Source organism: Microbacterium sp. MYb54, from assembly GCF_002979515.1.
Classification (GTDB): Bacteria; Actinomycetota; Actinomycetes; order Actinomycetales; family Microbacteriaceae; genus Microbacterium.
Genome location: NZ_PCPA01000022.1, coordinates 23,148 through 44,562, shown reverse-complemented (window position 1 = coordinate 44,562; position 21,415 = coordinate 23,148). Strand labels below are relative to the sequence as shown.

The 21,415-nt window shown below is 66.9% G+C and carries 25 protein-coding genes; 19 read left to right on the top strand and 6 right to left on the bottom strand.

Annotated features, from left to right (window positions below; all coding sequences use genetic code 11):
• Positions 1 to 54: 54 nt before the first annotated feature.
• Positions 55 to 1,164 (bottom strand): DUF2510 domain-containing protein, encoded by a 1,110-nt coding sequence (locus CQ040_RS17500; protein ID WP_105528108.1) that lies wholly within the window; start codon positions 1,162 to 1,164, stop codon positions 55 to 57.
• Positions 1,165 to 1,376: 212 nt separating this feature from the next.
• Entirely contained in the window at positions 1,377 to 2,321 is a 945-nt protein-coding gene (locus CQ040_RS17495) for a DUF2510 domain-containing protein (RefSeq protein ID WP_105528107.1), read from the bottom strand.
• A gap of 183 nt (positions 2,322 to 2,504) precedes the next feature.
• Between CQ040_RS17495 and ftsE the strand changes: the two genes are divergently transcribed.
• From ftsE to smpB, 3 genes are all read left to right on the top strand, one after another.
• On the top strand, positions 2,505 to 3,608 hold the full coding sequence (gene ftsE / locus CQ040_RS17490) for a cell division ATP-binding protein FtsE (RefSeq protein WP_105528106.1): 1,104 nt from the start codon (positions 2,505 to 2,507) through the stop codon (positions 3,606 to 3,608).
• Positions 3,605 to 4,519, top strand: a complete 915-nt coding sequence (gene ftsX / locus CQ040_RS17485; protein ID WP_105528105.1) for a permease-like cell division protein FtsX — start codon at positions 3,605 to 3,607, stop codon at positions 4,517 to 4,519. Before ftsE ends, ftsX begins: the two co-directional genes overlap by 4 nt.
• A gap of 62 nt (positions 4,520 to 4,581) precedes the next feature.
• Positions 4,582 to 5,058 (top strand): SsrA-binding protein SmpB, encoded by a 477-nt coding sequence (gene smpB, locus CQ040_RS17480; RefSeq protein WP_028503568.1) that lies wholly within the window; start codon positions 4,582 to 4,584, stop codon positions 5,056 to 5,058.
• Positions 5,059 to 5,068: 10 nt separating this feature from the next.
• Here smpB and CQ040_RS17475 read toward each other — a convergent pair whose 3' ends face one another.
• Together CQ040_RS17475 and lexA are read right to left on the bottom strand one after the other, a co-directional pair.
• Positions 5,069 to 6,937, bottom strand: coding sequence for a prolyl oligopeptidase family serine peptidase (locus CQ040_RS17475; protein ID WP_105528104.1), 1,869 nt, complete (start codon positions 6,935 to 6,937; stop codon positions 5,069 to 5,071).
• Positions 6,938 to 7,116: 179 nt separating this feature from the next.
• A complete protein-coding gene (gene lexA, locus CQ040_RS17470) occupies positions 7,117 to 7,803 on the bottom strand; it encodes a transcriptional repressor LexA (protein ID WP_028503570.1) in 687 nt (228 codons plus the stop codon).
• A gap of 290 nt (positions 7,804 to 8,093) precedes the next feature.
• On the opposite strand from lexA, the gene CQ040_RS17465 reads away from it, so the two are divergent.
• The 7 genes from CQ040_RS17465 (at position 8,094) to CQ040_RS17435 (ending at position 12,916) form a co-directional block, all read left to right on the top strand.
• Positions 8,094 to 8,462, top strand: coding sequence for a LysM peptidoglycan-binding domain-containing protein (locus CQ040_RS17465; RefSeq protein ID WP_105528103.1), 369 nt, complete (start codon positions 8,094 to 8,096; stop codon positions 8,460 to 8,462).
• 55 nt (positions 8,463 to 8,517) lie between these two features.
• On the top strand, positions 8,518 to 9,603 hold the full coding sequence (locus CQ040_RS17460) for a histidinol-phosphate transaminase (RefSeq protein ID WP_105528102.1): 1,086 nt from the start codon (positions 8,518 to 8,520) through the stop codon (positions 9,601 to 9,603).
• Positions 9,600 to 10,217 carry an imidazoleglycerol-phosphate dehydratase HisB gene (gene hisB, locus CQ040_RS17455; protein WP_105528101.1) on the top strand — a complete coding sequence of 206 codons (618 nt, stop codon included), beginning with the start codon at positions 9,600 to 9,602 and terminating at the stop codon, positions 10,215 to 10,217. The genes CQ040_RS17460 and hisB overlap by 4 nt, the downstream gene beginning before the upstream one ends.
• Positions 10,214 to 10,849, top strand: coding sequence for an imidazole glycerol phosphate synthase subunit HisH (gene hisH / locus CQ040_RS17450; RefSeq protein WP_105528100.1), 636 nt, complete (start codon positions 10,214 to 10,216; stop codon positions 10,847 to 10,849). Before hisB ends, hisH begins: the two co-directional genes overlap by 4 nt.
• 103 nt (positions 10,850 to 10,952) lie before the next feature.
• Entirely contained in the window at positions 10,953 to 11,699 is a 747-nt protein-coding gene (gene priA, locus CQ040_RS17445; RefSeq protein WP_017828559.1) for a bifunctional 1-(5-phosphoribosyl)-5-((5-phosphoribosylamino)methylideneamino)imidazole-4-carboxamide isomerase/phosphoribosylanthranilate isomerase PriA, read from the top strand.
• On the top strand, positions 11,683 to 12,480 hold the full coding sequence (locus CQ040_RS17440; RefSeq protein WP_105528099.1) for an SseB family protein: 798 nt from the start codon (positions 11,683 to 11,685) through the stop codon (positions 12,478 to 12,480). The genes priA and CQ040_RS17440 overlap by 17 nt, the downstream gene beginning before the upstream one ends.
• A 22-nt stretch (positions 12,481 to 12,502) precedes the next feature.
• On the top strand, positions 12,503 to 12,916 hold the full coding sequence (locus CQ040_RS17435; protein ID WP_105528098.1) for a hypothetical protein: 414 nt from the start codon (positions 12,503 to 12,505) through the stop codon (positions 12,914 to 12,916).
• Between the two features lie 150 nt (positions 12,917 to 13,066).
• Here the strand turns inward: CQ040_RS17435 and CQ040_RS17430 are convergent, their stop codons facing one another.
• Positions 13,067 to 13,465, bottom strand: coding sequence for a DUF1844 domain-containing protein (locus CQ040_RS17430; RefSeq protein ID WP_105528097.1), 399 nt, complete (start codon positions 13,463 to 13,465; stop codon positions 13,067 to 13,069).
• A gap of 254 nt (positions 13,466 to 13,719) precedes the next feature.
• On the opposite strand from CQ040_RS17430, the gene infC reads away from it, so the two are divergent.
• The 3 genes from infC (at position 13,720) to rplT (ending at position 15,035) form a co-directional block, all read left to right on the top strand.
• Positions 13,720 to 14,346 (top strand): translation initiation factor IF-3, encoded by a 627-nt coding sequence (gene infC, locus CQ040_RS17425; RefSeq protein ID WP_105528096.1) that lies wholly within the window; start codon positions 13,720 to 13,722, stop codon positions 14,344 to 14,346.
• A 72-nt stretch (positions 14,347 to 14,418) separates the two neighbouring features.
• Positions 14,419 to 14,613: a 50S ribosomal protein L35 gene (gene rpmI, locus CQ040_RS17420; RefSeq protein WP_017828564.1), complete on the top strand. Its 195-nt coding sequence runs from the start codon at positions 14,419 to 14,421 to the stop codon at positions 14,611 to 14,613.
• A 35-nt stretch (positions 14,614 to 14,648) separates the two neighbouring features.
• Complete coding sequence (rplT, locus tag CQ040_RS17415; RefSeq protein WP_028503579.1) at positions 14,649 to 15,035, top strand: 50S ribosomal protein L20; 387 nt, start codon at positions 14,649 to 14,651, stop codon at positions 15,033 to 15,035.
• 8 nt (positions 15,036 to 15,043) lie between these two features.
• On the opposite strand, the gene CQ040_RS17410 is transcribed toward rplT, so the two are convergent.
• A complete protein-coding gene (locus tag CQ040_RS17410; RefSeq protein WP_105528095.1) occupies positions 15,044 to 15,508 on the bottom strand; it encodes a DUF2809 domain-containing protein in 465 nt (154 codons plus the stop codon).
• Between the two features lie 57 nt (positions 15,509 to 15,565).
• On the opposite strand from CQ040_RS17410, the gene CQ040_RS17405 reads away from it, so the two are divergent.
• From CQ040_RS17405 to CQ040_RS17380, 6 genes are all read left to right on the top strand, one after another.
• Positions 15,566 to 16,378, top strand: coding sequence for an RNA methyltransferase (locus CQ040_RS17405; RefSeq protein WP_105528118.1), 813 nt, complete (start codon positions 15,566 to 15,568; stop codon positions 16,376 to 16,378).
• A 36-nt stretch (positions 16,379 to 16,414) separates the two neighbouring features.
• A complete protein-coding gene (locus CQ040_RS17400) occupies positions 16,415 to 17,086 on the top strand; it encodes a response regulator transcription factor (RefSeq protein ID WP_105528094.1) in 672 nt (223 codons plus the stop codon).
• A gap of 3 nt (positions 17,087 to 17,089) precedes the next feature.
• Entirely contained in the window at positions 17,090 to 18,466 is a 1,377-nt protein-coding gene (locus tag CQ040_RS17395) for a HAMP domain-containing sensor histidine kinase (protein WP_105528093.1), read from the top strand.
• 8 nt (positions 18,467 to 18,474) lie between these two features.
• Positions 18,475 to 19,425 (top strand): TAXI family TRAP transporter solute-binding subunit, encoded by a 951-nt coding sequence (locus tag CQ040_RS17390; protein ID WP_105528117.1) that lies wholly within the window; start codon positions 18,475 to 18,477, stop codon positions 19,423 to 19,425.
• Positions 19,426 to 19,679: 254 nt separating this feature from the next.
• On the top strand, positions 19,680 to 20,426 hold the full coding sequence (locus CQ040_RS17385; RefSeq protein WP_105528116.1) for an amino acid ABC transporter ATP-binding protein: 747 nt from the start codon (positions 19,680 to 19,682) through the stop codon (positions 20,424 to 20,426).
• A gap of 49 nt (positions 20,427 to 20,475) precedes the next feature.
• Positions 20,476 to 21,387, top strand: coding sequence for a glutamate ABC transporter substrate-binding protein (locus CQ040_RS17380; protein ID WP_028503585.1), 912 nt, complete (start codon positions 20,476 to 20,478; stop codon positions 21,385 to 21,387).
• The last annotated feature ends 28 nt before the right edge of the window (positions 21,388 to 21,415 follow it).

The window sequence follows — 21,415 nt, the reverse complement described above, 5'->3', positions numbered from 1 at the left end:
GTCAACGAAGAAGGCCCCGGAGAGTTCCGGGGCCTTCTTCGTTGGTGCCATCCGTCAGCGGTTCGCGCCTTTGAGCGTGCCCGTCACGTCTTCGTAACTGAAGAGGATGCACTGCACGGTACGGTCTGACGCTCGCGCCCAGGAGGACTTCGTCGGCTGGTAGTAGTAATAGTCGAGCTCTGACACATCGTAGGAGACGCCGACGTAGGCCTCGAAAGCCGCCAGGCAGCCGTCCGATGCCACGACACCCAGCGCGTCATCGCCGGGGAACTCCCCGTCGTCGACGTCGAAGATCAGGTACACCTCGTCGGTATGCGGCTGGTCGCAGGGAACCACAGGCAGCTCGAAGATCACGTCTTCGTCGCTGTACTCGACCAGGGGGATGCAGTCGCCCACTTCGAGATCGTCGAAGGGAACCATCTCGGCTCCCTCGATCGAGGAGGGATCCTCGCCTTGGGAGGAAGAACCGCCATCCGCCGGAGGACGATCGCTGGGGACGGCGAGCGGACCACCGTCGTTCTCCGAGAGCGAGGACGTCGCCATCACGATGAATGAGATCGCGACAGCCAGGACGGCACCGATCACGGCGACGGCCAGACCGGTGATCCCCGGCCACTTGCGTCCACGCAGGAAAAGCGAGACGAGCGAGAGCACGAAACCGATCGCGAGGAGGCCCCATCCGGCGATCGCGATCACCGGGATGCTGGCGCACACGACCCCGATGACGACGGCCACCAGTCCGATGATGCCGACCACCGGTATGCCAGCCGCGGGTGGCGTCGACGGTGCGACCGGCCAGGGGGCAGCAGCGGATCCGGCATAGGCCGGGTACGTCGAGCCGTCGGCGATCGATGCCTGGGCGCGGGCAGAGGGCATCTGGGCGGCGAGCGTGTACGGCGGCACGAACGGGGCGGACTCGGCAGCGGCGGACGGGGGAACTGGCGCGGCGGGGGCGCCGGGCGCGACCGGTACGGCAGCCTCGACAGGAGTCTCCCGCGCCGGCGTCGGTTCGGAGACCGTCGTCTCAGCTGCGGTCGTGTCAGCTGCGGTCGACTCGCTGCCGGGTCCCTGCACGTCGGTGACGACATGCTCGGTCCACTGCAGCCCGTCCCACCACCGTCGGTTCCCGGAGCCGTCGTCGTACCAGCCGGCAGGTATCGTCATCAGGCGTTCCCGTGTGTCTTTCTCGGTCGTTGAATGCGTGGTGAGGTCATTCTCGCTACGCCGGCCGAATCGCAGAAGTTAGGCCGTCATGATGACGGTAGCGGCGCTGAGGTCGGGATGTCGACCGACACGGTGCCGGATGCTCCGGCGAAGAATGAAAGAAGGCCTCGGGAGTGAACCACTCCCGAGGCCTTATTCACGACGTGGTCGTGTCAGGGAACGAAGCACGCAGAGATGGCTTCGGTGTCTCCGAGCGCTTCGGCCAGACCATAGGCGGCGTCGGCATCGGTGAGCGTCCCATCGCTGTCTGCGATCGCGCGCAGCGTCGCGTTGTCGAGGTCGGATGCCACCAGCACGTCCGAGAGGCAGGTGATCTGCGGCTCCGTGTAGCCCTCGGTACCGGTCTCGGACAGGATCGTCGTCAGGCCGACGGCTACCTCGGCAGAGGTCGGGCGAACGCCGACATCGGTTCCCTCGGTCTCGCTCGGCGCGGTGGCCTCGATCGACGGAGACGAGGTGGGCAGGTCGTCGATCTCGCTGCTCACGCCCTGTGCGATCGCGAAGAGGAACACGAACGACATCACGATGCCGATGATCGTGCCGACGACGGCGAGGATGAGTCCGGTGATGCCCGGCCACTTCTTGCCCTTGAGGAAGAGCGAGATGAGGGAGACGACGAATCCGGCGGCGAGCAGGATGAAGCCGACGAATCCGATCAGCGGGATGAACACCAGGATCGTTCCGAGTGCGGACAGGCCGAGGCCGACCAGCCCCAGGACCGACAGCTTCTTCGGGGCCTCCGGGCCGGGCTGTCCGTACGGCGCGGCGGCCGGATAGCCCTGCTCGGTCGTCGGATACACCGGCGTGCCGGGGTATCCCTCCGCAGGCTGTGCCGGGGTGGCGGCCGCGTACGCCGGTGCTGCATAGGCGCCGAGGTCGTCGCTCAGGGGAGTCGTCGCTGCTGTCGCTCCCGGAGCGTCGAACGCGCTCGGCTCGTCGAGGCTCGCATCGACGGACGGTGTCTCGGGGCCGACAGCCTCGTCGGAGACGCCGGCGGAAGCCGCGGTCTCCGGGGCGAAGTGCTCGGTCCACTGCTGGCCATCCCACCAGCGCTGACGACCCGATCCGTCGTCGTACCAACCTGCAGGTGTCGTCATGGGTCCCCCTTGAAGAATGCGGCGGCTACTGTGTGCAACCGGCATATTCATGTATAGCAGTGGGCGGTGACCGGACAGGGCCTACCGCATGGGGAGCAATCCCCATCGGATCCGGAGGCGGAAGCGCCACGCGGGGTGTCGCTCGCGGCCAGGCGAGAGCCGCGCGCTTAGGCTCGTAGCGCCATGATTCGGTTCGAGAACGTCACGAAACGCTACCGCGGAACGTCGAAGCCCGCGCTCTCCAGTGTCGACTTCGAGGTGCAGCGCGGGGAGTTCGTCTTCCTGGTCGGCGCCTCGGGTTCCGGCAAGTCCTCCTGTCTGCGCCTCATCCTGCGTGAAGACGTGCCGACGTCAGGACGAGTCGCCGTCCTCGGGAGAGACCTGCGCGCGCTCGCCAACCGCAAGGTGCCGTACTTTCGACGCCACATCGGCTCGGTGTTCCAGGACTTCCGGCTGCTGCCGTCGAAGACCGTGTACCAGAACGTGGCATTCACGCTGCAGGTCACCGGATCATCACGCGGGTTCATCCAGCAGGCCGTGCCGGAGGCCCTCGCCCTGGTCGGCCTCGACGGCAAGCAGAAGCGGATGCCGCACGAGCTCTCCGGAGGTGAGCAGCAGCGCGTCGCGATCGCGCGCGCCCTCGTCAATCGCCCGCAGGTGCTGCTCGCCGACGAGCCGACGGGAAACCTCGACCCCGCCACCTCCGTGGACATCATGCAACTGCTCGCCCGCATCAACGCCGGTGGCACCACGGTCCTGATGGCCACCCACGAAGCCGGCTTCGTCGACCAGATGCAGCGTCGCGTGATCGAGCTGCGCGATGGTGAGATGGTTCGCGACGAGGTGCACGGCGGTTACGGCGACACCTCGAACATCCCACGACTCGTGCCGGAAGAGGTGCGCGGTGCGGCTGCCGCGGCCGCGCTCACCGCCGTGCAGGAAGTGCAACGACAGACGGCGGACCTCTCCGTGGTCCGCGCCGCTCTCGCGGAGGAACTCAGCACGCAGCGCAAAGCCGCAGCCAGCGCAGCCCCGACCGTCGACCGCGACGGGGAGACGGTGATCCCGCCGGCCCCGCGCACCGTCGAGCCTCCTGAGCCCGCCCGCTCGCCTGAGCCCGACGCCGCGAACGTCGTGGAGCCTCCCGCCGTCGTCGAGCCGCCGGCACCCATCCGGCCGCGAACGCACCCGATCACGCTGCCGACGGTCGACGTCGCAGAACTCGGAGTCGCTGATCGCCTCGGACTCTCCGACGAAGACGACGAGGAAGTGGGCCCGACCTCATGAGAATCGGCCTCATCCTGACCGAAGCTCTTGGTGGGCTTCGGCGAAACATCTCGATGGTGATCTCCGTCGTGCTCGTCACGTTCGTCTCCCTGACCTTCGTCGGCGCAGCGATCCTGATGCAGGGGCAGATCGGCGTCATGCGCGGCTACTGGGCGGAACGCGCCCAGGTGGCGGTGTACATGTGCTCCGCCGTCTCGGAATCCGACACGTGCCTCGACGGCGCCGCGAGCGAGGAACAGGTCGCCGCCGTACGAGCACAGCTCGAGGGTGATGCGCTCAAGCCCCTCATCAGCTCGATGTCGTTCGACACCAAGGAAGAGACGTACGCGAAGCTCGTCGACCAGCTCGGAGCAGACCAGGCGAGCGTGCTCACACCTGACCAGGCATTCGAAGTGTTCTTCGTCACGATGAAGGATCCAGGGCAGTCGCAGGTGCTCGCTGAGGCCTTCAGCGGGCAGAACGGCGTCGAACAGGTCAAAGATCAACTCCAGTACCTCGAACCGCTGTTCTCCGCGTTGACGGTGGCGACGTACATCGCGGTCGGCATCGCGGTACTGATGCTCATCGCGGCGACGCTCCTGATCGGCACGACCATCCGATTGTCGGCGTACGCGAGGCGCAAGGAGATCGGCATCATGCGCCTGGTCGGAGCCTCCAACCGCTTCATCCAGACGCCGTTCGTCCTCGAGGGCGTGTTCGCGGCATTCCTCGGCTCGGCGTTGGCGAGCGCCGCTGTCGTGGCGGGTGTGCACTTCGGAGTGAACGGCTACCTGCGAGGGAGGGTGCCTTTCATCACGACCTGGGTGACGATGCAGGATGCCGCGTTCGTCGTCCCTGTGCTGATCGGCATCGGCGTGCTGCTGGCCGCCCTCTCGGCAGGCTTCGCGATCAGACGCTGGCTCCGTACCTGATAGCCTGAAAGGCTGCTCGGCCGGGATGATGGTCGAGCTCATCACGGCAACAGGAGAGCATCATGCCCAGGGAACGCGGAGAGAAGGTCGTCGCGACCAATCGTCGCGCACGTCACGACTACACGATCGAGAAGTCGTACGAGGCGGGGATGGTGCTCACCGGCACCGAGGTCAAGTCACTGCGTCAGGGACGAGCCAACCTCAGCGACGGCTATGCATTCGTCAAGGGGAACGAGGTCTTCCTCGACTCCGTGCACATCCCCGAGTATTCGCAGGGGCACTGGACGAACCATTCGGCCAAGCGCATCCGCAAGCTGCTGCTGCACCGCGCGGAGATCGAGAAGATCGCGCACGCCGTCTCCGCAGGCGGCTACACGCTGATCCCGCTGAAGCTCTACTTCTCGGATGGCCGTGCCAAGGTCGAGATCGCGCTCGCAAAGGGCAAGCGCGAGTACGACAAGCGTCAGACCCTGCGCGAGCGGCAGGACACCCGCGAAGCAGACCGTGCGATGCGTCTGCGCAACCGCGTCGGCGAATAGCCCACGACGGTCACAGGCGGGGTTCGAAGCCGAACACGCGGCCGAGGAAGATCAGTTCGCGCTCGAGTGCGTCGATGATCGTCTCGGCGCTACGGAAACCGTGTCCCTCCCCGGGGTAGAGCACGTACTCGTGGTCGATGCCGCGCGCCGCAAGCGCGTCGCGGATGGCCTCGGACTGCGACGGGGGCACGACCCGGTCCTCCCCGCCCTGCTGCAGCAGCACCGGCACCCCGATGCGTTCGGCATGCGTGAGGGGCGAGCGCTCGACATAGAGGTGTTCGTACTCGGGGAGCGGCCCGACCAGTCCGTCGACATACGACGCCTCGAAGTCGTGCGTCTCCGCGACCAGCATCCGCAGGTCGGCCACTCCGTAACGGCTGATTCCTGCCGCGAAGGCACCGCCGCGGACCAGCGCGGAGAGCACGGTCCATCCACCGGCCGAGCCGCCGCGGATCGCGATGCGGGCGGGATCAGCGAGTCCGGCGTCGGCGAGTCCGCGTGCTGCGGCGATCACGTCGTCGACATCGACGACTCCCCACTGCCGGTCGAGGCGTTCCCGGTAGGCGCGGCCGTAGCCGGTGGAGCCGCCGTAGTTCACGTCGAGCACGCCGATGCCGCGGCTCGTGTAGAAGGCGACGGACGTCGAGGCCGCTCCGGTGACGTGCGCCGTAGGCCCGCCGTGGACCAGCACGACATAGGGCGGGAGCTCGCCATCAGGGGTAGAGACATCTGGGTTCGCCGGGGGATAGGCGAAGGCGTGAACTGCGCCGTGCGGGCCGTCGACCTCGATGGACACAGCGGGTGGCATCCACTGCGCATCGACGGGCTCGCCACCGCGGACCGAGATGACCTCGCCGGAGTCGACATCGATGCACCACAGCCCCGGGTTCACACGCGAGCCGTTGCCGGAGAGAAGCACACGGGTGCCGTCGACGGCGTCGATGCTCACATGGCCGTCGCCCGGGAACTCGATCACGCTCGCGCCGCCGTCGGCATCGATCACGACGACCTCGTCGCGTCCGTTCGTACGCACAGCGACGATGCGGCCGTCATCGAGCGGCTGATACCAGCGGTTGCCGAGCACCCAGAGCCCGTAGCCCGTGTCGGCGTCAGAGCGGGCGAGGGGTTCCGCAGCGCCGACGGGAGCAACTCCGTCGAGGGTGACGCGCTGCAGAGCCCAGCGACCGTCGGGGTCATCGGCGAAGACCAGTTCCGTGTCGCTGCGCCATTCCGGCTGCAGCGCCGCCCGCGCGGGGATCGTCTGCGGGGTCCCGCCGTCGACCTCTGCGATCTGCACGCGCGCTTCTTCCCACGGCATCCGCCCCTGGTTCCAGGCGACCCATGCGACACGGGTTCCGTCGGGGGAGAGGGCGGAGTGGGCGAAGAAGCCTTCTCCCTCCGCGACCACCCTGATCGCGGACGCATCATCGGCGGCGGAGCCGTCGAGCGGGATCTCGACGATCGAGCGGAGATGCGGCGTGGTCGAGAGATCTTCGCGCACGGCCAACAGGCGTCCGTTCTGCAGACGCAGGCCTCCGTGCGAGGGGCCCGGAGCTGTGAGGGGGACGAGTGCCCCTCCCGCCGTCAGACGACGGACTCGCTGGTCTCCGGCATCGACGAAGTACAGGCTGCCCTGGTCATCGGCCGTCCAGGCTCCTCCGCCGTACTCGTGAACGCGCGAACGGGCGCTCCAGGGCGCAGCGAGAATCTCGGCGCCGGAGGAACTCCGTACCGTCACACGTCCCTTCTCGGTCGGTACCGACTCGCCCCACCAGATCTCCGTTCCGACGAAGCGTGCGCCGTCGATGCGGGGGGACGATGCCGCAACCGACGCGGCGGAGTAGGGCGATGGCCAGGAACCGTACGGGGACGACGACATGCTTCGAGCCTATGGGCCGACGACACCCGGCGTCGCACGAGTGCGCTGACTCGTCGAGGCGATCGGGGTCTTCGAGGTGATGGGGGTCTTCGAGTGAACCAGGACTGTGGCCTTACCGGCGGAGAATGTTCGAAGGCCCTCCCGGGAAACCGGGAGGGCCTTCGTCGTGCTGAGTAGCGTCAGACTGCGCGGAGGACTGCCACGATCTTGCCGAGGACGACGGCCTCATCGCCGAGGATGGGCTCGAAAGCCGAGTTGCGGGGGAGCAGCCAGGTGTGACCGTCGCGGCGGCGCAGTACCTTGACCGTCGCCTCGCCGTCGAGCATCGCGGCCACGATCTCGCCGTTCTCCGCACTGTTCTGCGAGCGCACGACGACCCAGTCGCCGTCGCAGATGGCGGCGTCGATCATCGACTCGCCGGAGACCTTGAGCATGAACAGGTCGCCCTTGCCCACCAGCTGGCGGGGGAGGGGGAAGATCTCCTCGACCTGCTGATCCGCGGTGATCGGCACGCCGGCAGCGATGCGGCCGACCAGAGGGACGAGAGCGGCGTCACCGACCGGGGTCGCGACGTCGGCCGGGTTCTCGGTACCGCTGCCCGGGAGGTCGATGAGAACCTCCATCGCCCTGGTCTTGCCGGGGTCGCGCCTGAGGTAGCCGCTGAGCTCGAGCTGACCGAGCTGGTGAGTCACGCTGGAGAGCGACTTGAGGCCGACTGCGTCGCCGATCTCCCGCATGCTCGGCGGGTAGCCGTGGTGTGCGATCGAGTTCTGGATGACCTCGAGGATCGCCATCTGCTTCGGGCTGAGGCTCTTGCGGCGGCGCGTCCGTGGTGCCTCCGACTCGGGGGCAGAGTTCTCGCTCATGGTGCTCCTTAAGTGCGTGATCCGACTTCGCTCTTCGAATGTCGGAGGCCCGTGGTGGGGTATCCCTATCGAAACCGTATCCGAGAAACCGGCTGATCTGGAAGATCTGTTCGAGCGTGTCGGTCAATTTCCGGTTGTGGTTTCGAAGAATACTTGACAGATGTTCGAACTCGAAGATATCTTCGGTACGTAGCTTCGCATTCACGGCTCCCGGCCGAGACGCGAATGCGAACGCTACGCCAACTTCCCCCGGCAGCCTGACGGCTCCGGAACAGGATAAGGAGCACGACATGAGCAGCATCAGCTTCAGCACCGCAGCAGTCATCCCGGCATCCTCGCGTCCGTCGACGCGACTGCGGCTGACGACGCGTGGTCGTGGTGTGCTGCTGGCGCTCGCGTCGGTACCCCTGGCACTCGGCATCGCCTTCGCGGCACTCAGCGGAGGCAGCGCCATCGCCTCAGGGGCAGACACGGCTGCAGTGAGCGTCGAGACCGTGACGGTCATGCCGGGTGACACGCTCTGGTCGATCGCGACCGGGGTTGCACCCGACGCCGATCCGCGCGACGTCATCGGCGAGATCAGTCGGATGAACCTGCTGCGAGGCGGCGAGCTCCAGATCGGCCAGACTCTCGCGATTCCTGCGCAGTACGCGAACTGAGCAGGTCGCCGCAACGTTTCGTCATCCGCTCAGCGGGCGGCTTAACATGGGAAGGGTGACCCTCTCCCTCAACGATCTCCCACTTCGAGACGATCTTCGCGGACTGACTCCGTACGGTGCTCCGCAAGCGCCTCTTCCGATCGCGCTCAATGTGAACGAGAACACCCATCCGATTCCGGATGCAGTGGCGAGTGACATCCTCGACGGCATCGCTGTGGCGATCCACGAGGTCAACCGTTATCCGGACCGGGAATTCACCACCCTCCGGGAGTCGTTCGCGGAGTACCTGGGCCACGGTCTCACTGCCGAGCAGATCTGGGCCGGCAACGGTTCCAACGAGGTGCTGCAGCACATCCTGCAGGCGTTCGCAGGCCCGGGGCGTACGGCGTTCGGCTTCGCCCCGACGTACTCGATGTACCCGCTTATCGCGCAGGGGACCGGAGCGCGATGGATTGCCGGTACCCGTCAGCCCGACTACACGATCACCGCCGATGAGGCTGCGGAGCAGGTGCGCGCTGCCGACCCCGACGTGATCATCCTCTGCTCGCCCAACAACCCCACCGGTACACCGCTCGGTCTGGATGTCGTCGAAGCGGTCTATGAGGCGTCGCGGGGCATCGTCGTCGTCGATGAGGCGTACCAGGAGTTCGCCCCCCACGATGCGGCATCCGCGTTGACCCTGCTCGAAGGTCGCCCTCGACTCGCCGTCTCCCGCACGATGAGCAAGGCATTCGCCTTCGCCGGGGCTCGGGTCGGCTATCTCGCGGCAGACCCGGCCTTCATCGATGCGCTGCGTCTGGTGCGGCTGCCCTATCACCTGAGCAGCCTCACCCAGGCGGCGGCCGTGGCTGCGCTGCGCAACTCCGACGTGATGCTCGGCATGGTCGAGGAGATCGTCGAGCAGCGCGACCGGATCACAGCGACCCTCGAAGCGCTCGGATACCAGCCGCACGAGTCGTGGTCGAACTTCGTGCTGTTCGGTGGCGTAGCCGACCCCAAGGCCATCTGGCAGCAGCTGTACGACCGAGGCGTGCTGGTGCGCGACGTCGGCATCCCGGGGCACCTCAGGGTGAGCGCGGGAACCGAGGCCGAGACCACCGCGTTCCTCGACGCGCTGGCCTCGATAGGATCGGCTTCATGAGCACCCCCGTATCGACCCCGCGCACCGCGAGACGCGTCCGCAGCACGTCGGAGTCCACCGTCGAGCTCGAGCTGAACCTCGATGGCACAGGTGTGAGCCATATCGACACCTCGGTGCCGTTCTTCGACCACATGCTCACCGCCTTCGCGAAGCACTCGCTCACCGACCTGACGGTGCGTGCATCGGGCGACACCCACATCGACGCGCACCACACCGTCGAAGACGTCTCGATCGTGCTCGGCCAGGCCATCCTCGAAGCTCTCGGCGACAAGTCCGGCATCTCCCGCTACGGCGATGCGCTCGTACCGCTCGATGAGGCGCTCGCGCAGGCGGTCGTCGACATCTCCGGGCGTCCGTACCTCGTGCACACGGGGGAGCCCGCAGGGTTCGAGCACCACCTCATCGGCGGACACTTCACGGGCTCGCTGGTGCGTCACTCGTTCGAAGCCATCACCTTTAACGCCGCTCTGACGGTGCACGTACGCGTGCTCGGAGGCCGTGACCCGCACCACATCGCCGAGGCGGAGTACAAGGCATTCGCCCGCGCATTCCGTCAGGCCAAGGCGCTGGACCCCTTGGTCGACGGCATCCCCTCCACCAAGGGCGCACTGTGAGCGGAGCACCTCGCATCGCGGTGTTCGACTACGAGTCGGGCAACGTCCACTCAGCGGTCAAGGCGCTCGTCGCCGCTGGCGCGGATGCGGTGTTGACCCGCGACCGTGCCACGGCTCTCGAGGCCGACGGACTCGTCGTCCCGGGTGTCGGAGCGTTCCAAGCCGTCCGCGACGCACTCCGCGCGCACGGCGGAGATGAGATCATCGACCGTCGCCTGGCCGGTGGTCGTCCGGTGCTCGGCATCTGCGTCGGCATGCAGGTGCTGTTCGAGCATGGCGTCGAGCGCGGTCACGACACCGCGGGGCTCGGCGAGTGGCCGGGCGCCGTCACCGAGCTCAACGCACCGGTGTTGCCGCACATGGGCTGGAACACGGTCGAGTCGGGCCCGAACAGCGTCCTCTTCAAGGGCATCGAGCAGGAGCGCTTCTACTTCGTGCACTCTTACGCCGCGCAGTCCTGGGAGCTCGATGTCATCCCCCCGTTCCCCGAGCCCGTCCTCACCTGGACGACCTACGGCGACCCCTTCCTCGCCGCGGTCGAGAACGGTCCGCTTTCGGCGACCCAGTTCCACCCGGAGAAGTCCGGAGACGCGGGCATCCAGCTGCTGCGCAACTGGGTCGAGAGCCTCTGACAACGCCGACAGGCGTCACCCGTTTTGTCCCCCGCCCTCGGGCGGACTACCCTCGGTTCTCGTGCCCGCTCCGGGCCGTAGAGCTTCCCGATCCAAGGAACCCATGAACGACTTCGCGCAGTCCCCCTCGCTCACGCTCCTTCCCGCGGTCGATGTCGCCGGCGGCAAGGCTGTTCGTCTGACCCAGGGCGAGGCCGGGACCGAGACGAGCTACGGCGACCCGCTGGACGCTGCAGGGGAGTGGGCTGCACAGGGTGCGAAGTGGATCCACCTCGTCGATCTCGACGCCGCTTTCGGGCGGGGCAGCAACGCACCGATCCTGCGTAAGGTGATCAAGCAGTTCAAGGGCGTGAACATCGAACTCTCCGGCGGCATCCGCGATGACGCGACGCTGGAGGCGGCTCTGGAGAGCGGTGCGACCCGGATCAACCTGGGCACCGCAGCGCTGGAGAACCCCGAGTGGGCGGCAGATGTGATCGGCCGCTACGGTGAGGCGATCGCGGTCGGCCTCGATGTGCGGGGCACGACGCTCGCCGCCCGCGGCTGGACCAAGGAGGGCGGGGACCTCTGGGAGGTGCTCGAACGCCTGGAAGACGCGGGCTGCAGCCGCTACGTCGTCACGGATGTCACGAAGGACGGCACGCTTCGCGGCCCGAACCTCGAACTCCTGCGCGAGGTGACCTCGCGCACTCCGAAGCCGGTCGTCGCATCCGGTGGCATCTCGAGCCTGGACGACATCGCGGCTCTCCGCGAGCTCGTGCCGCTGGGCGTCGAGGGTGCGATCGTCGGCAAGGCACTCTACGCTGGCGCATTCACGCTGGCTGAGGCCCTGGATGTCGCAGGAGACTGACGCGCACTCCTGCGGACCCGAGCCGCACAACCATGGCGATTCGGCCGGGGTTCCGTGGGAGGGGCGCAGCTTCGAGCCGAACCCGCATGCCGCAGACGACGGCTCGGCCGACCCGGCCCTGCTGGCGGCCCTGCTCAGCTTCCGGGCCGGCGAGGGTGGCCAGGTCGAGGTCGTCGACGCCTTCCGCGCTGCGCGGGTGCTGATTCCCCTCATCGCCGAGAAGGGCGAAGAGGGCGTCGCGCCGAGCGGTCTCGCTGTCGACAAGACACAGGAGCTGTCGATCGTGACGGTGGCTGCTCCCGACGGCCGTCGCGTACAGCCCGTCTTCTCCTCGGTCGAGGCTATGCAGAGGTGGGATCCCACCGCTAGGCCGATTCCCGTCGAAGCTCTTCGGGCGGCACTGGCAGCGTCGGCGGACGACACCGACCTCATCGTGCTCGACCCGACGTCCGAGACCGAGTTCGTCATCCGGCGTCCTGCCGTCTGGGCGATCGCCCAGGGCCACCGCTGGGAGCCGAGCTTCTTGTCGACCGAGGTCTTCACCGCGCTGCAGGAGAGCGTGGCCCACGAACTGGCGGTGATCGATGTGGCCGTGGCATCCGGCGATCCCGATGCGCGCCTGCGCGGACCGGAGCTGATCGTGATCCTCGAACTCGTGGACGGTTTGGAGCGTGAGGTGCTCGACGCCGTGCTCTCGCGTCTCGCTCAGCGCTGGGCATCCGATGACCGCATCGCCGTGCTCGCGGATTCGCTGACCGTGAAGCTTCGCCGCAGCCTCTGACTCCGTTCGCTACGATCGGGCCATGTCCCGCCGTCAGCTGCGCGCCCTCGCCGTCGTCGCGCTCCTCGGAGGCGTCACGACCGGGACGACGGGCTGCTACACAGCATGTCCGGCTATCGCCTACCTCAGCGCGGTGGCCCTCGATGTGAGCGCGTTCCCGGACGTCGCGGCCATCCAGTTCTGCGTGGAGGCGAAATGCTCACCAGCACCGGGCGAAGATGCGACCTCCGCGGCCAATCTGTATGCGGCGACGCCTCAAGACGACGGTACGTGGAGCCTGGCATTCGACATGGCCACGCCGGACACCGTCGAGATCCGTCTCTTCGACGCGCAGGGAACCCTCATCCACGAGTCCGAAGAGTCGATCGCCTGGACCCGCACCGGAGGCGCCTGCCCTGGCCCCTCGACCGCAGAACCCCTCGTCCTCACACCTTGACGGCAGGAGTGCCCCATACTCCTCGTCCGAAGTCAATGCGACGTGAGGGCGCCGCGGTTCCCGCCGGCGCGAGCATCGGGAGGGGCCCGCGAAGCGGGAGGGAACCCGCTCTGCGAGCGAAGGCGGGAACCGCAGCGCCCGCCCCACGTACTAGTTGACGGGCCCCGTCCACTTCTCGCCAGGCCCCTTGCCGATCGGGTCGGGGATCGTGGATGCTTCCCGGAAGGCGAGCTGCAGCGAGCGGAGGCCGTCGCGCAACGACCGTGCGTGCATGTCGCTGATCTCGGGGGCGCCGGCGGTGATGAGCCCGGCCAAGGCGTTGATGAGCTTGCGTGCCTCGTCGAGGTCGAGCTGAGCTGCTGCGTCGGGATCGTCTGCGAGGCCGAGTTTGACGGCTGCCGCACTCATGAGGTGCACGGCGGCGGTGGTGATCACCTCGACGGAGGGGACATCGGCGATGTCTCGGGTGGCCGACGACGCGGCCTCCTCCTGACGTGCCCAGCGCTCTTCGCGCTCTCGTGCAGCCTCGTCCGATGCCTGGTTCGTCACTTCGCCTTGCTTTCTGTTAGACTTTGGCGGGCTCCGGAGCGTCATGCTCCGGATCGAAAGAGGATTCACTTCCCACCCGCGCTTGCCGTTCAAGGCTACCGGGTCTTGCACTCCACCGGCTCCGTCCGCAAGACGGACCCGGCAGACAGGGTGTGGAGCCGGCGTCTGAATGCCGGTGGGTGGGACGATTCCGATTTCGCCCGTGATGCAGAGAGCGTCGCGGTGGCCGAATCACATCGTCTAAGGAGTTCCGCATCAGCGATCCCCGTACCAATGAGCGCATCCGCGTCCCCGAGGTCCGCCTCGTCGGCCCCGCGGGTGAGCAGATCGGCGTCGTCCGCATCGAGGCAGCGCTGCGCCTCGCGCAGGAAGCCGATCTCGACCTCGTCGAGGTCGCCCCCAACTCGAAGCCGCCCGTCGTCAAGATCATGGACTACGGCAAGTTCAAGTACGAGGCCGCCCAGAAGGACAAGGAAGCTCGCCGCAATCAGGCGAACACGATCCTCAAGGAAGTCCGCTTCCGTCTGAAGATCGAGGCGCACGACTACACGACCAAGCTCAAGCGCGCCGAGGGGTTCCTCAAGGCGGGCGACAAGGTCAAGGCCATGATCCTGTTCCGCGGTCGCGAGCAGTCGCGCCCCGAGCAGGGTGTGCGTCTGCTGCGCAAGTTCGCGGAAGACGTGGCCGAGCTCGGAACGGTCGAGTCGAACCCGACCATCGATGGTCGCAACATGGTCATGATCGTGGCTCCGCTCAAGAGCAAGTCCGAGGCGAAGCAGGAACAGAACGCCGTCCGCGATGCGCAGCGAGCCGCGAACAAGCAGGCCGCCCGCGAAGCGAAGAGCGATACCGACGTTCCGGCTGAGGCTCCGGCGGAGTAACCACCGCCCCAGAACTCCCGCACCGCGGGTTGACACCGTCGCCTGAGAAGGCGCCATACGAAGGAAGAGAAGATGCCGAAGCAGAAGACCCACTCGGGTGCTAAGAAGCGCTTCAAGATCACCGGCAGCGGCAAGCTGAAGAAGCAGCAGGCCGGGATGCGCCACAACCTCGAGCACAAGTCGAGCCGTCGCACCCGTCGTCTGAACCAGGACCAGGTGCTCTCGAAGGCTGACACCAAGGTCGCCAAGAAGCTTCTCGGCCGCTGACGCGCGCCCGAACGCACGAATAGGAACACAGGAAAATGGCAAGAGTCAAGCGGGCAGTAAACGCCCACAAGAAGCGCCGGGTCATCCTCGAGCGCGCAAAGGGTTACCGCGGTCAGCGTTCGCGCCTCTACCGCAAGGCCAAAGAGCAGGTCATCCACTCGCTGGTCTACTCGTACCGTGACCGTCGCAAGCGCAAGGGCGACTTCCGCCGCCTCTGGATCCAGCGCATCAACGCTGCGGCGCGCCAGAACGGCATGACCTACAACCGTCTCATCCAGGGCCTCGGCCTCGCGGGTGTCACGGTCGACCGTCGCATGCTCGCCGACCTCGCGGTCAACGACGCGGCGACGTTCACGACGCTGGTCGAGACGGCGAAGAAGGCTCTGCCCTCCGACGTCAACGCACCGAAGTCGGCTGCGTAAGCATCTCTTCACACAGGGCGCTCTCCTTCGGGAGGGCGCCCTGTGGCGTTTCCGGGCCCTGCTCCGGCGAGAGCAGGGGTGAGAGCACGGGTGAGGACGACGTCGGTGAGAGAAGCGGCGGCGACGGCCGCCGCGTAGACGACGATGTCGCGCAGATCGAAGCCGGTTCCGAGGACGAGTTCGATCGGCGGGAAGGCGGATGCCCAATCCCGAGGAAGCCCGGTGAGCTGAAGCAGCTCGACGCCGGCGCACACGGCGAATGCGAAGAGCGCCACTGCCGGACGAGGCCACCGCGGCGCGACGAACGCCGCGAGCAGGTAGATGAGCACGGCGTACAGGGCGTCTCCCGTGATGTCGCCGAGTGCTCCGCTGCTGTTGCGATGGACGAGGAATCCGAGCCCGACCGTGGTGGCTGCGAGGACCGCGAGGACGATCCGCCGGCGAACCGTCTTCGCCACGGGATCATTCGTCATGGACGCACCATATCCCGATGGTGCAGGAACGGGCCGTGCGTTCCCTAGACTGTGATCGTGCTGGAGAACCCCCGTTCGCCCCGAGTCCGTGCTGTCGCGAAGCTGACCAAGCGCAGTGCGCGAACCGAGACGGGCCTGTTCCTTCTCGAAGGTCCGCAGTCCGTCCGTGAGGCGCTCACGTACCGACCGGAGGCGATCGTCGAGCTGTTCGCTACTCCGAACGGCTGGGAGAAGCACCCAGATATCCGGGCGAAGGCCACTGAGGCCGACATCGATGTCGAGTATGTGACCGAGTACGTGCTCAATGCGATGGCCGACACCGTCACCCCGCAGGGACTCGTCGCTGTGGTCCAGCAGACCCCGACCTCGGTGCGCGACATCTTCGATGCGTCTCCGCGTCTGGTGGCGATCTGCGAGGAGGTTCGCGACCCGGGCAACCTCGGCACGATCATCAGAGCTGCGGACGCGGCCGGCGCGGATGCCGTCGTGCTGACCGGGCGTACGGTCGACCCGTACAACCCGAAGGTCGTGCGTGCCACGACCGGTTCTCTGTTCCACCTTCCGGTGTCGGTCGGGGGAGACCTCGCTGATGTCGTGAAGCGCGCGCACGCGAGCGGCTTGCGCATCCTCGCGGCTGACGTGAAGGGTGATGATCTGCTGAAGGCGCGCGCGGAGGGCGTGCTCGCCGAGCCGACCGGCTGGCTCTTCGGCAACGAGGCGCGCGGGCTCGAAGACGATGCCCTCGCTCTCGCCGACCAGGTGCTCCGGCTGCCGATCTTCGGCCGGGCCGAGTCCTTGAACCTTGCGACGGCCGCAAGCGTCTGCCTCTACGAGAGCGCCTTCGCGCAGCGGGCGACGTCGCTCGGCTGAGCCTTCAGCCGACGAACGAAGCAGGAAGCGGAGTCGATGAGGATTCTGATCGTCGAGGATGACGACCGTGTCGCGGGCGCGCTCGAAGCCTTCCTCGCTCGATCGGGCTATGCCACCGCGCGTGCGGCCGATGGGGCTGCGGCGCTGGAGCTTCTGGGGGCGGACACCGAGGTCGTGCTCCTCGACCTCGGACTCCCCGACATCGACGGTGTCGACCTGTGCCGTCGTATCCGCGGGCGGTCAGAGGTTCCGATCGTGATCGTGACCGCACGCAATCAGGTCGCTGAGAGAATCAAGGGGCTCCGCGCGGGGGCAGACGACTTCGTGGTGAAGCCCTACGACGTCCATGAGCTCCTCGCACGGATCGAGGCGGTGACCAGACGTTCACGTCCGATGCGCCCGGAGTCCGACGCGCGGGTGCTGCTCCACGGCGGCGACCTCGAGATCGACCTCGTGGCACGCCAGATGCTCGTGGATGGAACGCCTATCGAACTCACCCGCAAGGAGTTCGACATCATCGCCGTGCTCGCGCGCTACCCGGGGGTGGCGGTTCCGAAGGAGCGCCTCATCCGTGAAGTGTGGAACACCGACTGGCGAGGTTTCGGCCACTCGCTCGAGGTGCACGTCGGTGCGATTCGCAAGAAGACCGGAACCCGTGGCGTCATCGAGACCGTCCGTGGGGTCGGCTATCGGCTTGCGGGTTCCTGAACCATGCGCAGGCGTCTGATCATCGTCTTCCTCGTGCCGCTCGTGGCGATTCTCGTCGCACTCGGCGGTGCCGCGGGGTGGAGCGCCGCACACAGCGTCCAGCAGGCGTTCTATGCGCAGCAGATCGGCGATCTCGGATACTTCGCCACGAGTGCGCGCCAGGCGCTGCGCTCCGGCAGTGGTGCTGTGATCGACGCCGAGGTGGCGCGGTTCCAGGAGGTGTACGGGATCGAGGTCACCGTGTTCGACCTCGCGGGTGGCGTCTGGGCCTCGAGTGATCAGGCAGCCGCAGTGCTTCCGGAGGGCGATGCCGAGCGGGTGAAGCTGGCTCTCTCGGGACGTCGTGCCGAACAGCCGGCGGTCGTGTTTCCCTGGACGGTCGCGGATGCCGCACTGGCCGAACCCGTGTTCGACGACGGCGATGTCATCGGCGCCGTGTTGGTCGCGGGCGACGTGGAGGCGCCGCGCGCCGCGATCCTGCAGCAGCTTCTGCTGATCTTCGCGATCGCACTGGTGCTGATCGCGCTCGGGGTGCTGCTCGTCTTCCGGCTCGCACGATGGGTGCTCTCACCCGTCAGGCGGCTCGACGAGGCGATGGTGGCGATCGAGCGGGGCGAGATGGATGCGCGGGTCGCGGAGGATGCCGGTCCGCCTGAGCTGCGTCGCATGGCGACGGTGTTCAACGGGATGGCCGATCAGATCGAACGGGTGATGACGAGGCAGCAGGAGTTCGCCCTGAACGCCTCCCACGAGCTGCGCAATCCGCTCAATGCCCTGCTCCTGCGCGTCGAGCACCTGGCGACGGGGCTCGGCCGTGAGTGGCGCGACGATGTCGAGGAGACGAGGGAGGAGGGGCGTCGGATGACGCGGATCCTCGAAACGCTGCTGGGTCTGGCCAGAGGCGGTCGCGGGGATTCGACGATGTCCGCCGTCGACCTGGCGACTCTCGCCGCTCGCCGTCTCGATGCGTGGCGGGACGTCGCCGCGGAGCGGGGGATCGCGTTGCGCTCCACGGGGGAGCGGTCGGTGATGAGCGTGACCGACCGGACGATCGTGGAGAGCGCGCTGGATGCCGTCATCGACAACGCCGTGAAGTTCTCACCCGACAGTGCCCAGATCGAGGTCGGCGCGCATCGCGATGGCCAGGAATGCCGCATCACGGTGCGCGATCATGGTCCGGGGCTGACCGAACAGCAGGCAGCGGCTGCGACGGACCGTTTCTGGCGCAGTGCCGAGAGCGCAGACACGCCGGGATCGGGGCTCGGCCTGGCGATCGCGAGTGAGCTGCTTGCGACGGTCGGCGGAGATCTGGCTGTGGCATCGGCCGAAGGTGGCGGGCTGGTCGTCGAACTTCTGCTCCGAGACGGGTCGACTCCGTGAGGGTCGGCATGCGGCGGCTCATGGCCGGAGTCCTCTCGCTCGTGCTGGTGGGCGCGCTGGCGGCGTGCAGTCAGCGCGCGAGTGAATGGACGGATGCGGAGTACACGATCGCCAGTGGAGGATCCACCGGCGTCTACTACGGATACGGGAGCCACCTGGCCGATGAGCTGTCGGCATCGCTGGATATCAGGATGGTCGCGCAGGAGACGGCGGGCTCCGTCGACAACCTGCTGCGCGTGAGCTCCGGGGAGGCCCTGATCGGATTCGCGCAGGGCGATGCGGCAGCGGACGCTGTGTCGGGAACCGGCGCCTTCGACGAGCCGCTCGAGGTGCAGGCCCTCGCTCGCCTGTACGACGAGTACGTGCAGGTCGTGGTGCGCGGGGATTCGGCGATCGAGGACATCGGCGACCTGGCCGGTCGCACGATCTCCCTCGGCGCGGAGAATTCCGGGGTGAACGTGATCGCGGCGCGCGTCCTCGATGCGGCGGGCGTCGGCATCGGGTCTGTCCGTAATCCTCAGCTCGACCTCGGTGAGTCGATCGGCGCGATGGAGCGCGGCGAGATCGACGGCTTCTTCTGGGTCGGGGGGCTCCCCACTCCTGGTGTCACTGAGCTGGCCGAGAGGTCATCGGTGCGTCTGCTGCCGATCGAGCAGGACTGGGTCGACGAGGTGAACGAACGGTACTCGCACGCCTACCGTCCAGCCGACGTTCCTGCGGGCACGTACGGTCTCGCGACTTCGGCGCCGACGATGGCGGTGCCGAACTATCTCGTCACGGCTTCTTCCACTCCCGAGGGCATCGTGCGCGATGTACTGGCAGGGCTGTTCGATGCGCGCCTGCGGATCGCCGCAGACGTGCCGACGGCCGCCCTCCTGGACCGCCGCTCGGCGATCTTCACCGGCCCGGTTCCGCTGCACCCCGGGGCTGTGGACTACTACCGGGATCTGCGCGGCTGACTGCTCAAGAAATCCTCAAGAAGTCTGACACCGGGGGCGACGCTCTGCCATTGTGAGGTCGATCGCGCACGATCGTCGCCTGGTGCTCAACCGTCTTTGTGGTGCAGCAGCAGGACGATCCCGCGGCCCGTGGGGGCGGGCCGCGGGGTACCCATGCACAGCAGCATTGGTGCCGCGATCAGGTGATTACGAACGTGTAAATCTCACCGAGGTGCCTGGAGACCCGCGTCCGACGTGGCTAGTTTGGAGAAATGATGACCTCTGATACCCCGCTCGTCGTGGTCGAGAACGTCCAGAAGCACTATGGCGACTTCCAGGCACTCACCGACATCGATCTGACCGTCAACTCGGGTGAGGTCGTCGTCGTGATCGGCCCGTCCGGCTCCGGCAAGTCGACGCTGTGTCGCACGATCAACCGACTCGAGACGATCACCAGCGGCAGCATCCGCATCGATGGCAAAGAGCTGCCGGCTGAGGGCAAGGGCCTCGCCCACCTTCGTGCTGATGTGGGCATGGTGTTCCAGTCGTTCAACCTCTTCGCCCACCTCACGATCCTCGAGAACGTGACTCTGGGGCCGATCAGGGTCCGTGGCCTCAAGAAGGCGGACGCCGAGAAGGAGGCGATGATCCTGCTCGAGCGCGTCGGCGTGGCACAGCAGGCCTCGAAGCTCCCGGCTCAGCTCTCCGGCGGTCAGCAGCAGCGCGTCGCGATCGCCCGCGCTCTGGCGATGCAGCCCAAGGTGATGCTGTTCGACGAGCCCACCAGTGCACTCGACCCCGAGATGATCAACGAAGTCCTCGATGTGATGGTCGGACTCGCCCATGAGGGCATGACGATGATCGTCGTCACCCACGAGATGGGCTTCGCGAGGAAGGCGGCCGATCGGGTCGTCTTCATGGCCGACGGAAAGATCGTGGAGGAGGCGACTCCCGAGGAGTTCTTCACGCACCCGAAGAGCGACCGCGCCAAGGACTTCCTCTCGAAGCTCCTCACGCACTGACGCACCAGCCCCACAGACCCTGCACACACAGCACACGAAGGAGACGCACATGCGACGCACACGGACACTGGCAGGCATCGGAATCGCTGCGACAGCACTGCTGGCGCTGACGGCCTGCAACAGCGGCACCCCGTCGAGCACAGGAGCCCCGGAAGGTGGCGAGGAGACCTCGAGCAGCACGCCGTGGACGGTGCTGACCGATGTCACCATCGACGGCAGCCCGACGTTCGACCGGATCGAATCCGCCGGCACGATCAAGGTCGGCGTCAAGGAAGATCAGCCGGGTCTCGGCTACCTCGACCCGGTGACGGGTGACCGCACCGGTTTCGACGTCGACATCGCCCGCTGGATGGCGGCATCGCTCGGGGTCGACCCGGAGAAGATCGAGTTCACGGCGATCGCTTCGGCGAACCGCGAGCAGGCCATCGTGAACGGCGACATCGACTACTACGTCGGCACCTATTCGATCACCGACAAGCGCAAGGAGCAGATCTCCTTCGCAGGTCCCTACTTCCTCACGGGACAGGGCCTTCTCGTCGGCGCTGACAGCGACATCAAGAGCGTTGACGACCTGAGCGCTGAGACGACCGTCTGTTCCGCGACCGGCTCGACGCCGATCCAGAACATCAAGACGAACTACCCCGAGGTGCCGACCAAGGAGTACGACACGTACTCCAAGTGCGTCGAGGACCTGAAGAACGGTCAGGTGGATGCCGTCACGACCGACGAGGCCATCCTCATCGGCTACGCGGCCCAGGACCCGGACAACCTCAAGGTCGTCGGGGAGCCGTTCAGCGAGGAGCGCTACGGCATCGGTATCGCCAAGGGCGATGACGCGCTGGCCGAGTACTTCAACACGCAGCTGACCGATGGCGGCGACATCTGGCAGCAGATCTTCGACAACAACCTCGGTGCATCCGGCGTCAAGGCGACTCAGCCTGAGGTCGACCCGATCGGTTGATTCCCGCGGGGCGGTCGACACCATCGAC

What these genes read in the sequence shown, in the direction of transcription:
- CQ040_RS17500 (WP_105528108.1), bottom strand. Translation starts at nt 1,164, where the DNA reads ATGACGATACCTGCCGGCTGGTACGACGACGGCTCCGGGAACCGACGG.
- CQ040_RS17495 (WP_105528107.1), bottom strand. Translation starts at nt 2,321, where the DNA reads ATGACGACACCTGCAGGTTGGTACGACGACGGATCGGGTCGTCAGCGC.
- ftsE (WP_105528106.1), top strand. Translation starts at nt 2,505, where the DNA reads ATGATTCGGTTCGAGAACGTCACGAAACGCTACCGCGGAACGTCGAAG.
- ftsX (WP_105528105.1), top strand. Translation starts at nt 3,605, where the DNA reads ATGAGAATCGGCCTCATCCTGACCGAAGCTCTTGGTGGGCTTCGGCGA.
- smpB (WP_028503568.1), top strand. Translation starts at nt 4,582, where the DNA reads ATGCCCAGGGAACGCGGAGAGAAGGTCGTCGCGACCAATCGTCGCGCA.
- CQ040_RS17475 (WP_105528104.1), bottom strand. Translation starts at nt 6,937, where the DNA reads ATGTCGTCGTCCCCGTACGGTTCCTGGCCATCGCCCTACTCCGCCGCG.
- lexA (WP_028503570.1), bottom strand. Translation starts at nt 7,803, where the DNA reads ATGAGCGAGAACTCTGCCCCCGAGTCGGAGGCACCACGGACGCGCCGC.
- CQ040_RS17465 (WP_105528103.1), top strand. Translation starts at nt 8,094, where the DNA reads ATGAGCAGCATCAGCTTCAGCACCGCAGCAGTCATCCCGGCATCCTCG.
- hisB (WP_105528101.1), top strand. Translation starts at nt 9,600, where the DNA reads ATGAGCACCCCCGTATCGACCCCGCGCACCGCGAGACGCGTCCGCAGC.
- priA (WP_017828559.1), top strand. Translation starts at nt 10,953, where the DNA reads ATGAACGACTTCGCGCAGTCCCCCTCGCTCACGCTCCTTCCCGCGGTC.
- CQ040_RS17440 (WP_105528099.1), top strand. Translation starts at nt 11,683, where the DNA reads ATGTCGCAGGAGACTGACGCGCACTCCTGCGGACCCGAGCCGCACAAC.
- CQ040_RS17435 (WP_105528098.1), top strand. Translation starts at nt 12,503, where the DNA reads ATGTCCCGCCGTCAGCTGCGCGCCCTCGCCGTCGTCGCGCTCCTCGGA.
- rpmI (WP_017828564.1), top strand. Translation starts at nt 14,419, where the DNA reads ATGCCGAAGCAGAAGACCCACTCGGGTGCTAAGAAGCGCTTCAAGATC.
- rplT (WP_028503579.1), top strand. Translation starts at nt 14,649, where the DNA reads ATGGCAAGAGTCAAGCGGGCAGTAAACGCCCACAAGAAGCGCCGGGTC.
- CQ040_RS17410 (WP_105528095.1), bottom strand. Translation starts at nt 15,508, where the DNA reads ATGACGAATGATCCCGTGGCGAAGACGGTTCGCCGGCGGATCGTCCTC.
- CQ040_RS17400 (WP_105528094.1), top strand. Translation starts at nt 16,415, where the DNA reads ATGAGGATTCTGATCGTCGAGGATGACGACCGTGTCGCGGGCGCGCTC.
- CQ040_RS17395 (WP_105528093.1), top strand. Translation starts at nt 17,090, where the DNA reads ATGCGCAGGCGTCTGATCATCGTCTTCCTCGTGCCGCTCGTGGCGATT.
- CQ040_RS17390 (WP_105528117.1), top strand. Translation starts at nt 18,475, where the DNA reads ATGCGGCGGCTCATGGCCGGAGTCCTCTCGCTCGTGCTGGTGGGCGCG.
- CQ040_RS17385 (WP_105528116.1), top strand. Translation starts at nt 19,680, where the DNA reads ATGACCTCTGATACCCCGCTCGTCGTGGTCGAGAACGTCCAGAAGCAC.
- CQ040_RS17380 (WP_028503585.1), top strand. Translation starts at nt 20,476, where the DNA reads ATGCGACGCACACGGACACTGGCAGGCATCGGAATCGCTGCGACAGCA.